This is a genomic window from Mesorhizobium sp. M0960 (assembly GCF_040319055.1).
Lineage (GTDB): Bacteria > Pseudomonadota > Alphaproteobacteria > Rhizobiales > Rhizobiaceae > Mesorhizobium.
The window spans coordinates 106,316-119,165 of record NZ_JAMYNN010000014.1 but is presented as its reverse complement, the minus strand read 5'-3'; the positions used below and the strand labels follow the sequence as shown (position 1 = coordinate 119,165).

Sequence of the window (12,850 nt, the reverse complement as noted above, 5' to 3'; positions counted from 1 at the left end):
AACAATGCCGGGCGACCTATGGTCGCCCTTTGCCTTTGGCGCGAAACGGACTATGAAACGGCTTCAACCAAGCCATCTGGATAGCCCGCCGGAGCCAGCCATGACCGAAATCCTGCAGACCCCAAAGCTCGTCGTCGTGTTCGGCGGCTCCGGCTTTGTCGGTCGTCATGTCGTGCGGGCGCTGGCCAGGCGCGGCTACCGCATCCGGGTCGCCTGCCGTCGGCCCGATCTCGCCGGCCACCTGCAGCCGCTCGGCAATGTCGGGCAGATCCAGCCGGTGCAGGCCAATGTCCGGGTGCGCTGGTCGGTCGACCGCGCCGTGCAAGGCGCGGACCATGTCGTCAATCTGGTGGCGATCGCGCATGAGGCCGGCCGGCAGAAATTCACTGCCGTCCACGAGTTCGGCGCGCGCGCTGTCGCTGAAGCGGCGCGCGCCGTCGGCGCCGGCCTCACCCACATCTCGGCTCTGGGCGCGGATCTCCACGCACAATCGGACTATGCGCGCACCAAGGCGCTTGGCGAAAAGGCCGTTCTTGAGACGGTCCAGGACGCTGTGATCCTGCGGCCATCGATCAATTTCGGGCCGGAGGACGGTTTCTTCAACCGCTTTGCCAACATGGCCCGCTTTTCCCCAGTCCTGCCGCTGATCGGCGGCGGTCAGACGAAATTCCAGCCGGTCTATGTCGGCGACGTCGCCGAAGCGGTGGCGCACTCGGTCGACGGCAAGGTCCAGGGCGGCCATATCTATGAGCTCGGCGGGCCGCAGGTGCTCACTTTCAAGGAATGCATGCAAGAATTGCTTGTTATCATCGAACGCAAGCGGTTTTTGCTCCCTATGCCGTGGTGGCTGGCGAACCTCCAGGCATCAATTCTCGGGCTGCTGCCCAATCCGTTGTTGACCAAGGACCAGGTCCTGCTGTTGCGCCAGCACAATGTCGTGTCGGATGCCGCCGTCAAGGACAACAGGACGCTCGCCGGCCTCGGAATCCAGCCACGGTCGATCGGAACCATCCTGCCCAGCTATCTCTGGCGCTACCGCGCCGCGGGCCAGTTCCAACGCAAGTCCGCCGCATAATACCGGCGCGAATGGACGTTCAGCCGCTTACGAGGCGCGCCGGGTGACTTGCATCGGCAGCCCGCCTTGCGGTTGCGTCGTCAGCTTCTGCACCGGCCAGGGGCGGGTCTCCGCGGTGGTGTCGAAACGGTAGCGCGACAGCATGATCGCCAACGCAATGATCGCCTCCTGCATGGCGAAGCTGGCACCGATGCAGACGCGGGGGCCGGCGCCGAACGGCAAATACTGGAAACGGTCGATCTTTTCGCGATTCCCCGGATGAAAGCGCTCCGGCATGAAAGCGTCCGGCCGGTCCCATAATTTCCTGTGGCGATGGACGACCCATGGCATCACCAGCACCGCGGCGCGTCGCGGTATATAGAGGCCGTTCCAGGTTTCGGGTTCGATCGGTTCGCGGTTGATCGAGGGCGCCGGCGGATAGAGCCTGAGCGCCTCGTCGAAGGCGGCACGGGTCAGCGGCATGGCGTCGAGCCATTTCGTCGGGTCGGGCTCACGCGCCAGCACAGCATCGATCTCGTGCTCGATCTTTTCGCGCTCCCATGGCGCTTCGGCGAGACAGTAGAGCGTCCAGCCGAGCGCCCTGGCTGTAGTCTCGTGGCCGGCGCCGATGAAGGTGATGATGTTGTCCTCGACCTCGGCCCGGGTCAGCCCGCCCGGTCCTTCCGCCTTCAACAGCAGCGTGAGAAAATCCTGCGGCACCGTGTCCGGAGCGCGCCTCAGCCGCGCCTCGCGCATCTGCACCGTGTCGGTGACGATCTTGCGGAAGTAGGCCATGGTCTTGCGGCCGCGGATGCGGGTCAGGCGCGGCAGCCAATCGGGCGCACGCAAAAGGTCGAGCGGATCGACCCGGCCCATCGTCTCGAACAGGCGGTCGATCTCCTTGGCGAAGCTGCCCGGCTCGCCCGATATCTCGCCCGAAAACAGCGTCTCAGCCAGGATGTCGAAGGTGAGCAGCGTCATGTCGTGGGCGATATCCGACGTGCCACCTTGCTCGTAACGGGTGACGAATTCGAGCGTGCGTTTCAGCATCGGCTCGGCGAAGCCGAAAATGTGACGCGGCGTGAATACCGGCGCCATCGCCTTGCGCGAACGCCGCCACACCTCGCCTTCGGCGGTCAGCAGCCCGTCGCGCAGGATCGGCCGCAGGATCTTCTGGCGCACCGTCGCCATCTTGTAGTTCTTGGCGTTGTCGACCAGCACATGGCGGATGAGGCCGGGATCGTTGGCGATGACCAGCGGCCCACCGACGCCGTTCACCGAAATCCAGGGCTCGTTGTAGGTCGCCTCGCCCCACAGTTCGAGCGGATTGCGATAGACGATGCGGATCATCTCCAGCGTCGAAGGCGGCGCGGTGCGCGGCTTCGGCGCCGGCGGGACGAAGGGGACGGGCTGACTGTCCATGGCTTGCTCCGCTGACCCCTCAATGTAGTGGCTGGCAAGGCAAGCGTCCATGTGGCCGGACGACAAGGCGAAGCATCCGCTCTCTGGAATGTGGCCGGGGCACCGGAAAGTGCCTGCTTGCTGTGTCCGGCTGTGTGTCTTAGGTGGCAGCACCACAGATGCCACTAACCGGCGGGAGCCTGCCTTGAAGCACCAGTTGAACGTCATCATCGGCAGCACGCGGCCAGGCCGCGCCGGACCCGTTTTCGCAAGGTGGTTGGAAAGTTTTGCGCGCGAACACGGCAAATTCGAGCCATTGCTCACCGATATCGCCGCCTTCAACCTGCCGGTGCTGGACGAGCCGCATCATCCTAGACTCGGCAGATACGAAAACAGCCACACGAAAGCCTGGTCGAAAGCAATCGACGCCGCCGACGCGTTCGTCTTCGTAGCGCCGGAATACAATTATTTCGCAGCCCCCGCGATCGTCAACGCGGTCGACTACCTGCTCAGGGAATGGCGATACAAGCCGGCCGCCATCCTCAGCTACGGTGGTGTCTCCGGTGGCTTACGAGCGGCGCAGGCGGTCAAACCGTTGCTGACCGCGGTCGGCGTCATGCCGATTCCGGAAGGCGTGGCGCTCCCGATGTACCAGAAGCTGCTCGACGAGACCGGCGCCTTCCTGCCCAGCGAGCAGGTGCTCGGCGGAGCCAAGACCATGCTGGACGAGCTGTCCCGCTGGAGCGAAGCGCTGAGGCCGATGCGCGCCAGCTAACAACGCGAACGGCCGGGCTTGCCGATGCCATAACTTGCTCATGCCATAAAGAGATGGAATGCTCCGGGAAATGACCGGGCCGGGGCGGTTCGATTTGCGTCTTCTGTTTGCTGTGCTGCTGATCCTCTCGACGGCCTCCGGTGCCATGGCGGAGCGGCGCGTTGCGCTGGTCATCGCCGAGAACGACTACCGGCTGATCCGGCCGCTCGCCAATCCCGTCAATGACGGCGAGGTCATGGAAACGGTGCTGAGGAAGCTCGGTTTCGAGGTCTTCCTCGAAACCAACCGCGACCTGCGGCGCATGCGCCGGGCGCTCGACGATTTCCGCGAGGATGCTAAAGGCGCCGACGTGGCACTGGTGTTCTTCTCCGGCCACGGCGTCGAGATCGCCGGCGAGAATCGGCTCCTGCCGGTGGATGCAGACGCGTCGTCGCTCGCTACGCTGGAAGGGACCAGCCTGCCGCTGGAGGAGATCCGCGCGGCCGTCGCCGCCACCAGCAAGGTCGGACTGATCGTGCTCGATGCCTGCCGCAGCGATCCGTTTGCTGCCACGGGCGGCGAAGGCCGCGGCGCAACGGCGCTGGTAAAAGAGGTCAGCGACAAGGTCCGGCCGGGTCTTGGCCGCATCGGGCGGGCAGAAAACATCCTGTTTGCCTTCTCGGCGGCGCCCGGCGAGACCGCCTCGGATGGGACCGGCCAGAATTCGCCGTTCACCGCGGCGCTGACGAAATACCTCGGCACCGAGGGTCTTGAGATCCGCTCCGTGCTGACGCTCGTGCAGCAGGAGGTCTACGATCTCTCGCGCGGCAGGCAATTGCCCTATGTCGAGAGCGGCCTGCCGCAGTTGTTCTTTGCCACGACAGCCAAGGAGAAACTGCCGGAGCGCGAACGCTTGTTGCTGGCCATGGCCGAGGTGACGCCCGCGACGCGTGGCGAGGTGGAAAAGATCGCCAGCGACGCCGACATGCCGCTGGCACCGCTCTATGGCGCGTTGATCAGTTCCGATGCCGGCCGCCTCTCCGCGGACAGTCTGAACGCCAGGCTGCGTGAGGCAGCCGACGCCTTCGTCAAGGTGCGGAGCGAAATGCAGACGCTTTCCTCCGACGATCTCAGAGTGGCAGCGTTGCGCCGGCAGGCGGAAGAGCAGCTTTCGCTGGGAGCGTTCGATGCCGCGCGGAAAAAGCTTGCCGAAGCAGCCGAGATCGACAATATCTCGCGCAACGCGCTGAAGGCCAATTTCGTCAGTCGCACGCTTTCCGAAGCCGCGACGCGCTATTTGTCCGGCGGGGCAGCGCGCGCCGACCTCGACTACGCCACAGCCATCAAGGATTATGAATCCGTGCTCACGCTTTATGGCGAAGCCGGACAGGTGGTGCTGTCGCTCGACGACGCCGACCGCTTGATCCGCACGCTGGACGAGCTCGGCAAGCTCTATACCACGGTCGGCAACATCGATGCTGCTGGCCGCGCCTTCGAGGCGCTGCAAGCCGATCTCGAGCGGCGGTCGCGCCACGAAACCGATCCCAACGTGAAGCGCGACTTCGCCGTCAGCCACGTCAAGCTCGGCAACGTGCGGATGGCGCAAGGCAATCTGCCGGCAGCGCTGCAAAACTATGAAACGGCCAAGACCATTCTGCAGGACCTGACCGAGGAAGAGCCGGACAATCTGGAGTGGTTCGGCGACCTCGCCATGACCGACGACAAGATCGGTAACGTGCTGGCGACGCAAGGTGATCTGGCCGGCGCCGCACAGGTCTATCAGGAAAGCCTGTCGATCAAGAAACAGCTCGCTGCCGGAGAGCCCGACCGTGCCGAACTGCAGCGCGACCTGACCATCACCTATGATGAGATCGGCCACCTTGCCCATGTCGCAGGTCAACTGGACAACGCACAGGCGGCCTATCAAGAGAGCCTGAAGGTGCGGCTGGCGCTGGCGGCGGACAGACCGGGAGACGCCGATCGGCAGCGTGACGTCTCGGTCAGCCACGATACGATAGGCGACCTGCTGCGCGAACGCGGCGACGCCGCTGGGGCGCTGACGGCCTACAAGGAAGGCCTGGCGATCGTCAAGCAACTGGCGAAACGCGATCCGGACGACACCGAGCTGAAACGCGACCTGTCCGTCGGCAACGCCAAGGTCGGCAACGCGCTGAGCGACCAGCAGAATTGGCCGGCGGCACTTTCGGCTTATCGTCAGGCACTCTCGCAAGCCAGCGCGCTCGCCGCCGGCGACCCGAACAACACCGATTGGCAGCGCGACCTGTCCGTGTGCCTCGAGAAGGTCGCCGGCGTCCTGGCGATACAGGGCGACCACAAAGGCGCACTGAAAGCCTATCTGGACAGCTACGCGATTGCGGAGAGGCTGGCGAAGCTCGATTCCGCCAATTCCGACTGGCAGCGGGACTTGTCGATAACGCTGTCCGAAGTCGCCACGCTCCGCCTCAGGCAGCGCGACGTCAGGGGAGCCCGGCAAGCCCTTCAGGACAGCCTTGCCATTCGCGAGAAACTTGCCCAGTCAGATCCGGACAACGCCACCTGGCAGCGCGACCTGGTGGTTGCCTATATCGACTACGCCCAAGTCGCAAAGGACCCGAAAGCCGTCCTTTCCAAGGCACTCGACATGACGCTGGAGCTCGACCGGACCGGTCGGCTGGCGCCGCGATACAAGTTCATGATCAAGTTTTTGCGTGAGCGGCTGGCCAGGATCGAAGCCAGGCGCCGGTAGCGGGTTCACGCGACGGTCATTCCGTTCGGAAATGCCTGCAAACCTTGGAAAAACCGCCTTTTGCGCCTATATCTACGACACTAGGAATGCGCGATTCGACGCCGATTTTTCGCGCTCTGCACACGGCACCAATCAGACAGGTTTTCATGAGCGACCAGACCGACATCGCCAACGGCGTTGAAGCCGAATACGGCGCCGATTCCATCAAGGTTTTGAAGGGCTTGGACGCCGTTCGCAAGCGGCCGGGCATGTATATCGGCGACACCGACGACGGCTCGGGCCTGCACCACATGGTTTATGAGGTGGTCGACAACGCCATCGACGAAGCACTGGCGGGCCATGCCGACCTGGTGACGGTGACGCTCAATCCGGACGGCTCGGTGACGGTCATCGACAATGGCCGCGGCATTCCGACCGATATCCACACCGGCGAAGGCATTTCGGCGGCCGAAGTGATCATGACGCAGCTGCATGCCGGCGGCAAGTTCGACCAGAACTCCTACAAGGTGTCGGGCGGCCTGCACGGCGTCGGCGTGTCGGTCGTCAACGCACTGTCGGCCTGGCTGAAACTGAAGATCCGCCGCAACGGCCAGATCTACGAGATGAGCTTCACGCATGGCGATGCCGACGCGCCGCTGCGCATCACCGGCAGTTATGAACAAGACAAGGTCCCCGGCACCTATGAAGGGCGCAGCGGCAGCGAAATCACGTTCTTGCCGTCGTCCGAGACCTTCACCATGGTCGAGTTCGACTATGGTACGCTGGAGCACCGGCTGCGCGAGCTCGCCTTCCTGAACTCCGGCGTGCGCATCGTTTTGACCGATGCCCGCCATGCCGACATCGTGCGCCATGAACTGCACTATGATGGCGGGCTGGAAGAGTTCGTCCGATATCTCGACCGAACGAAGAAGCCGTTGCTCGACAAGCCGATTTCGATCCGCGCCGAGCGCGACGGCATCACCGTCGAAGTCGCCATGTGGTGGAACGACAGCTACCACGAGAACGTGCTGGCCTTCACCAACAACATCCCGCAACGTGACGGCGGCACGCATCTCGCCGGTTTCCGGGGTGCGCTGACACGTCAGATAACCGGCTATGGCGACTCCTCGGGCCTGACCAAGAAGGAAAAAGTGTCGCTGATTGGCGACGATTGCCGCGAAGGGCTGACCGCGGTGCTGTCGGTCAAGGTTCCCGACCCGAAATTCTCCTCGCAGACCAAGGACAAGCTGGTGTCGTCCGAGGTTCGCCCGGTGGTGGAAGGCCTCGTCAACGAGGCGCTCGGCACCTGGCTCGAGGAGCACCCGACCGAGGGCAAGGCGGTCATCGAGAAGGTCATCCAGGCCGCTGCCGCGCGCGAGGCCGCGCGCAAGGCACGCGACATCACCCGCAAGAGCTCGCTCGGCGTCACCTCGTTGCCCGGCAAGCTGGCCGATTGCCAGGAGCGCGATCCGGCGAAATCCGAAATCTTCATCGTCGAGGGCGACAGCGCGGGCGGCTCGGCCAAGGGCGGCCGTTCGCGCCAGAACCAGGCCATTCTTCCGCTGCGCGGCAAGATCCTCAATGTCGAGCGCGCCCGCTTCGACCGCATGCTCGGCTCCGACATGATCGGCACGCTGATCACCGCGCTCGGCACCTCGATCGGCAAGGACGAGTTCAATGCCGACAAGCTGCGCTACCACAAGATTATCCTGATGACCGACGCCGATGTCGATGGCGCCCATATCCGCACCTTGCTGCTGACCTTCTTCTTCCGCCAGATGCCGGAACTGATCGAACGCGGTCATCTCTATATCGCGCAGCCGCCGCTCTATAAGGTGACGCGAGGGAAGAGCTCGCAATATATCAAGGATGAAGCCGCCTTCGAGGAATTCCTGATCGGCTCGGGGCTGGAAGAAGCGTCGCTTGCGCTCAGCACGGGCGAGGTGCGGGCCGGACAGGATCTGCGCGGCGCCATCGACGATGCCCTGGCTGTCCGCCAACTCATCAACGGATTGCATACGCGCTATAACAGAGGCGTGGTGGAGCAGGCAGCGATTGCCGGCGCGCTCAACCCCGAAATCTTCACCGACCTCGGTCGCGCCAACGAGATGGCCGAGCGCGTTGCCCGCCGTCTCGACATTATCGCCGAGGACACCGAGCGCGGCTGGACAGGCCGCATGTCGACCTCCAACGAGGGCGTCGGCGGCTATGTATTCGAGCGCACGGTGCGCAGCGTCAAGGAGTTCGCGCATCTCGACCTGGCGCTGATCAATTCCGCCGACGCACGCCAGCTCGACCGCTATGCGCCGCGCCTGGCAGAAATCTATGGCGAGCCGCCGGTGCTGCGCCGCAAGGATGTCTCCGAAACAATTTCGGGGCCGCTGGCACTGCTCAATGCCGTGTTTGCCACCGGCCGCAAGGGTCTGACCATGCAGCGCTACAAGGGCCTTGGCGAAATGAACGCCGAGCAGCTCTGGGAAACGACCCTCGACCCGAATGTGCGCTCGCTCTTACAGGTCAAGGTCAATGACGCGACTGACGCGGACTCACTGTTTTCGCGACTGATGGGCGACGAGGTTGAGCCAAGGCGCGAATTCATCCAGGAAAACGCGCTGTCGGTCGCCAATCTGGACATCTGAGCCGCCATCCAGACTACCCAGCCTGCAGGCATGAAGTGCATTGGTGCATCTTGGCGCACCGACGCCGACTGCTGCACCGCAACAAAGATCACCGAGGATCTCCCGGAACGGAAAGTCTTTCAAGGCATTGTAGTTGATCACAATCGCCGCAGGAGGCATTCATGGGACGTGGCATTTTGCTCTGGCTTCTCGGAGTCCCGATTCCGATCATTATTCTGATTCTGCTTTTTGCAAGGTAGGAGGCTTCCATGCCGTCCACCCTAACGACTACCGAGGTTTCCGCACCGACGGAATCCTCATCCCCCGCCGTCAGCTGGGGACCAATCGTCGCCGGCGCCTTTGCTGCGTCGACGCTTACCTTCATCTTGATGCTGCTCGGCTCCGGGCTTGGACTTAGCATGGTGTCGCCATGGTCCGGCTCGGGTGCGTCAGTCACAACTTTCGCCGTTTCCACCGCCGTCTGGCTGATCGTCGTGCAGTGGCTGTCGTCGGCCCTCGGCGGCTACCTCGCCGGACGCCTGCGCACCAAATGGGTCGGCATCCACACCGATGAAGTCTTCTTCCGCGATACCGCTCACGGCTTCCTGGCCTGGGCGCTGGCGACGCTGCTCGTCGCCGGCGTGCTCGGCACGGCGCTTTCGGCCGCGATAGGTACCGGTGTCCAGGCCGCTTCGACTGTGGCATCCGGCGCGGCAATGGGCGCTTCGGCAGGTGCTGCTGCAAACGCTGGTGGCGCCTCGACTGACAACGCCACATCGTATTTCGTCGATACGCTGTTCCGCCCGGCCGATCCGGCAAGGCTCGCTGCCGCCAATCCGGAGAGCGACGCCGCGGCAACGGCGCAGGCATCGCGCATTCTGATCGCGAGTGCCGCAGCAGGCGAAATATCGGCCGACGACAAGACCTATCTGTCGCGGCTGGTGGCCGCCCGCACAGGCCTGTCCGAAGCCGATGCCACCGCTCGCGTCGATGCGGTAATCGCCAAAGCGCAGGAGGCCAAGGTCAAGGCCCAGCAGGCGGCCGACACCGCCAGAAAGGCAGGCGCCACCTTCTCACTGATTGGCGCGCTGTCGCTGGTCGTCGGGGCTTTCATTGCCAGTGCGGCTGCAGCACTTGGCGGCAGGCAGCGCGACGACGAGGAAGCGATTTTCCTGACCAATCGTTGATCGGCGCCTAAGCGAACTCGGTCCGCTTCGAAGATTACCCCGAAGCGGACCTTGCTTTGAGCTGTCGGCGCAGCATTGTCGTGCGTTGCTCGCCACCGACAGCTCAGTCACCCAGCTTGCGGCCGAGATCGACCGCATCGCGCAGCACGGCAAGGTGCGAGCGCGGCACGCCGGACGGTGCGTTGGCCTCGACGCCGCTCGCCGTCAACGACCAGTAGAGAGTGTGCGTGAAGACGCGGCCGAGCGAGCCGCGCAGCTCGACCTGGATGTTTTCCACGCCCGGACCAAAGTTCTCCGTCATCGGCCCGGAGATCGGGTCGCCGGTCAACCAGCCATTGCCTCTGTCGAAAATGTTGGTCCAGCGCATCGCGGCAAACATCGCGCCATGATGCACCGCCCGCTGTGGCTTGCCCGAATGGCTGCGGCCTTCCTGATAGAGCATAGTCCCGCCCGCCGCCCTGTCGGCGATCGGCGGGCATGCCGAGAACAGCCGCTCGGCGATGCCGCGCCTGAACTCGGCAAGATTGTAGGTCACCAGAAACTCGCTGTGGGTCAGCGGACTGCCCAGCGTGACGAAATCGCTGATCTTCCACGGCAGCGGATGATCGGCGTCACTGTCGCGAAGCTGCCGGTAGAGTTCCCATTGGCCGCGCCGGAATGCGGGGAGGTCATCGAGGCGGTCGGGCCAGGCGGAAGCATCGGCGGCCAGCGTCGCCTTATCGACGGCGTGGATCGCCTTCAGCCTCGCTCTGTCGCGAATGGCTTCCAGCTTTCGAGGCCTGAAATCGGCCCACAATATCTGCAACAGATCATAGGCTATGATCGACCCCAGGCTGTGCGAGACCAGCACGATGCGGTCGTAGGCGTCGTCCACCATAAGGCGCTTCAGCAGCTTGAGGCCACGCTCGCGGACCAGCGCGCGCTTCTCGACCGTCGCCGCTTCGGCCCGCACATAGGCGGCGACATCGCCGAAATAGGGCAGGCCAAACTGGTCCACCGACCAGATAACGAACGACGCCAGGACGGTGACAAGCACGCCGGTCGTCCAGGAGATATAGCCTTGCCAGGCCGACGTTGCGAGCGCCAGCGCCGCGCCAAGGACGACGATGGTGGCCAAAAGCGTGACGACATAGAGTTTGCGCACATCGCGCGGAATATCGGCGGGCTTGCGCCAGAGCAGGGTCGTCACCCAGGCAGCAAGGCGGCTCCGGGTCGTGCCCTGGGTGATGTCGGCCCAGTAAAGCTCGTAGAAATCGGTGCGGCGGCCATCGACATCATACGGTGTGGTGATCCGGCGAAGCTCGTGCGAATTGGTCCGGCTGTCGGGCGTGATCCAGCTCTGGTTGATCTTCGCACCCATTGGGTCGGCCGGATCAGCGACATGGGCATAGAACGGAGCACGGGCCGGATCGTGGCTCCAAACGGCCTGGACAAATCCCCTCAACGTGTCCATGGGCCGCTGTTCGCCCATACCGTGCACGACCACCACCGCCTGGCTGCGCTTGCGCGGCACCTTCTCTGCTGCGGTCAGATCGGCGGCCGGCGACGCGGCAGAACCAGGGTCGGGCACCAGCACCTCCACCGATGACGCCGTTAGACAAGACGACGGGTCGCTATCGTAGCTTCAGAACCGGTAACAGCCAAGAAAAAGCCCGGCGCGGAGCCAGGGCTGTATTTCGACGACCGGCAGTGAGTTGGCAACGACGCCGTTTCAGTGATCAATCGCCTTGACGATCTCCTCGGTCATCTTCTTGGCGTCGCCGAGCAGCATCATGGTGCCGTCCTTGTAGAACAGCGTGTTGTCGATGCCGGCATAGCCGGACCCGAGCGAGCGCTTGACGAACAGGCAGGTGCGCGCCTTGTCGACGTCGAGGATCGGCATGCCATAGATCGGCGACGATTTGTCGTCGCGGGCGGACGGATTGGTGACGTCGTTGGCGCCGATGACATAGGCGACATCGGCCTGCGCGAACTCAGAGTTGATGTCCTCCAGCTCGAACACTTCGTCGTAAGGCACGTTGGCTTCCGCCAAGAGCACATTCATGTGGCCGGGCATGCGGCCGGCCACCGGATGGATGGCGTATTTGACGTCGACGCCGTTGGCCTTGAGCTTGTCGGCCATTTCGCGCAGCGCGTGCTGCGCCTGGGCGACGGCCATGCCGTAACCCGGCACGATGATGACCTTTTGCGCATTCATCATCAGATAGGCGGCATCCTCGGCAGAGCCCTGCTTGACGGTGCGCTCGATGCCGTCGTCGGCAGCGGCTGATGTCTCGCCGCCGAATCCGCCGAGGATGACCGAGATGAAGCTTCGGTTCATGCCTTTGCACATGATGTAGGACAGGATGGCGCCCGATGAGCCGACCAGCGCGCCGGTGATGATCAGCGCCAGATTGCCGAGCGTGAAACCGAGTGCCGCCGCTGCCCAGCCCGAATAGGAATTGAGCATCGATACGACCACCGGCATGTCGGCGCCGCCGATCGGGATGATGAGAAGGACGCCGAGCACGAGCGAGGCGGCAACGATCAGCCAGAACACCAGCTTGGACTCGGTGGTGACGAGCAGCATGATCAGCACAATGAGCGCTATGCCCAGGGCTGCGTTGATGAAGTGACGGCCGCCGATCATGATCGGCTTGCCCGACATGCGGCCGTCGAGCTTCAAGAAGGCGATGACCGAGCCGGTGAAGGTGATGGCGCCGATGGCAACGCCGAGGCTCATCTCGATCAGCGCCTGGGCATGGATATCGGCGACGGTGCCGATGCCGAAACTTTCCGGCGCATAGATGGCGGCGGCCGCCACCATGACCGCGGCAAGACCGACCAGCGAGTGGAAGGCGGCGACCAGCTGCGGCATCGAGGTCATGGCAATGCGCCGTGCCGTGACCGCACCGACCGAGCCGCCGATGGCGAGGCCGAGCACGATCAGCGCAAAGCGGCCGGCGGAAGGGGTGGCCAGCGCCAGCGTCGTGACAATGGCGATGCCCATGCCGATCATGCCGTACATGTTGCCCTGGCGGCTGGTGGTCGGATGCGACAGGCCGCGCAATGCCAGGATGAACAGGATGCCGGAGACCAGATAGAGGAAGGAGGCGAAGTTGGCGTTCATAG

Annotated in this window: 8 protein-coding genes; 5 read left to right on the top strand and 3 right to left on the bottom strand. The window is 63.8% G+C overall.

The window, feature by feature from the left end:
• The first annotated feature begins 100 nt into the window (after positions 1-100).
• The gene (locus NKH63_RS22870) at positions 101-1,075 is read left to right on the top strand and encodes a complex I NDUFA9 subunit family protein (RefSeq protein ID WP_023718032.1); all 975 of its coding nucleotides are present in this window, start codon (positions 101-103) and stop codon (positions 1,073-1,075) included.
• A 27-nt stretch (positions 1,076-1,102) separates the two neighbouring features.
• Here the strand turns inward: NKH63_RS22870 and NKH63_RS22865 are convergent, their stop codons facing one another.
• Positions 1,103-2,476 carry a cytochrome P450 gene (locus NKH63_RS22865; protein WP_023718033.1) on the bottom strand — a complete coding sequence of 458 codons (1,374 nt, stop codon included), beginning with the start codon at positions 2,474-2,476 and terminating at the stop codon, positions 1,103-1,105.
• A 184-nt stretch (positions 2,477-2,660) separates the two neighbouring features.
• Here NKH63_RS22865 and NKH63_RS22860 point away from each other — a divergent pair, with 184 nt between their 5' ends.
• The 4 genes from NKH63_RS22860 (at position 2,661) to NKH63_RS22845 (ending at position 9,739) form a co-directional block, all read left to right on the top strand.
• Positions 2,661-3,230: an NADPH-dependent FMN reductase gene (locus tag NKH63_RS22860; RefSeq protein WP_023718034.1), complete on the top strand. Its 570-nt coding sequence runs from the start codon at positions 2,661-2,663 to the stop codon at positions 3,228-3,230.
• Between the two features lie 58 nt (positions 3,231-3,288).
• Positions 3,289-5,955 carry a caspase family protein gene (locus NKH63_RS22855; RefSeq protein ID WP_352918845.1) on the top strand — a complete coding sequence of 889 codons (2,667 nt, stop codon included), beginning with the start codon at positions 3,289-3,291 and terminating at the stop codon, positions 5,953-5,955.
• Positions 5,956-6,101: 146 nt separating this feature from the next.
• Positions 6,102-8,573, top strand: a complete 2,472-nt coding sequence (gene gyrB, locus NKH63_RS22850) for a DNA topoisomerase (ATP-hydrolyzing) subunit B (RefSeq protein WP_352918843.1) — start codon at positions 6,102-6,104, stop codon at positions 8,571-8,573.
• A gap of 248 nt (positions 8,574-8,821) precedes the next feature.
• Positions 8,822-9,739, top strand: coding sequence for a hypothetical protein (locus NKH63_RS22845; protein WP_023718037.1), 918 nt, complete (start codon positions 8,822-8,824; stop codon positions 9,737-9,739).
• 103 nt (positions 9,740-9,842) lie between these two features.
• Here the strand turns inward: NKH63_RS22845 and NKH63_RS22840 are convergent, their stop codons facing one another.
• Positions 9,843-11,309 (bottom strand): hypothetical protein, encoded by a 1,467-nt coding sequence (locus NKH63_RS22840; RefSeq protein WP_036244458.1) that lies wholly within the window; start codon positions 11,307-11,309, stop codon positions 9,843-9,845.
• Between the two features lie 141 nt (positions 11,310-11,450).
• A complete protein-coding gene (locus NKH63_RS22835) occupies positions 11,451-12,848 on the bottom strand; it encodes an NAD(P)(+) transhydrogenase (Re/Si-specific) subunit beta (protein ID WP_023718039.1) in 1,398 nt (465 codons plus the stop codon).
• Positions 12,849-12,850 lie beyond the last annotated feature (2 nt).

What these genes read in the sequence shown, in the direction of transcription:
- NKH63_RS22865 (WP_023718033.1), bottom strand. Translation starts at nt 2,476, where the DNA reads ATGGACAGTCAGCCCGTCCCCTTCGTCCCGCCGGCGCCGAAGCCGCGC.
- NKH63_RS22870 (WP_023718032.1), top strand. Translation starts at nt 101, where the DNA reads ATGACCGAAATCCTGCAGACCCCAAAGCTCGTCGTCGTGTTCGGCGGC.
- NKH63_RS22855 (WP_352918845.1), top strand. Translation starts at nt 3,289, where the DNA reads ATGCTCCGGGAAATGACCGGGCCGGGGCGGTTCGATTTGCGTCTTCTG.
- NKH63_RS22835 (WP_023718039.1), bottom strand. Translation starts at nt 12,848, where the DNA reads ATGAACGCCAACTTCGCCTCCTTCCTCTATCTGGTCTCCGGCATCCTG.
- gyrB (WP_352918843.1), top strand. Translation starts at nt 6,102, where the DNA reads ATGAGCGACCAGACCGACATCGCCAACGGCGTTGAAGCCGAATACGGC.
- NKH63_RS22845 (WP_023718037.1), top strand. Translation starts at nt 8,822, where the DNA reads ATGCCGTCCACCCTAACGACTACCGAGGTTTCCGCACCGACGGAATCC.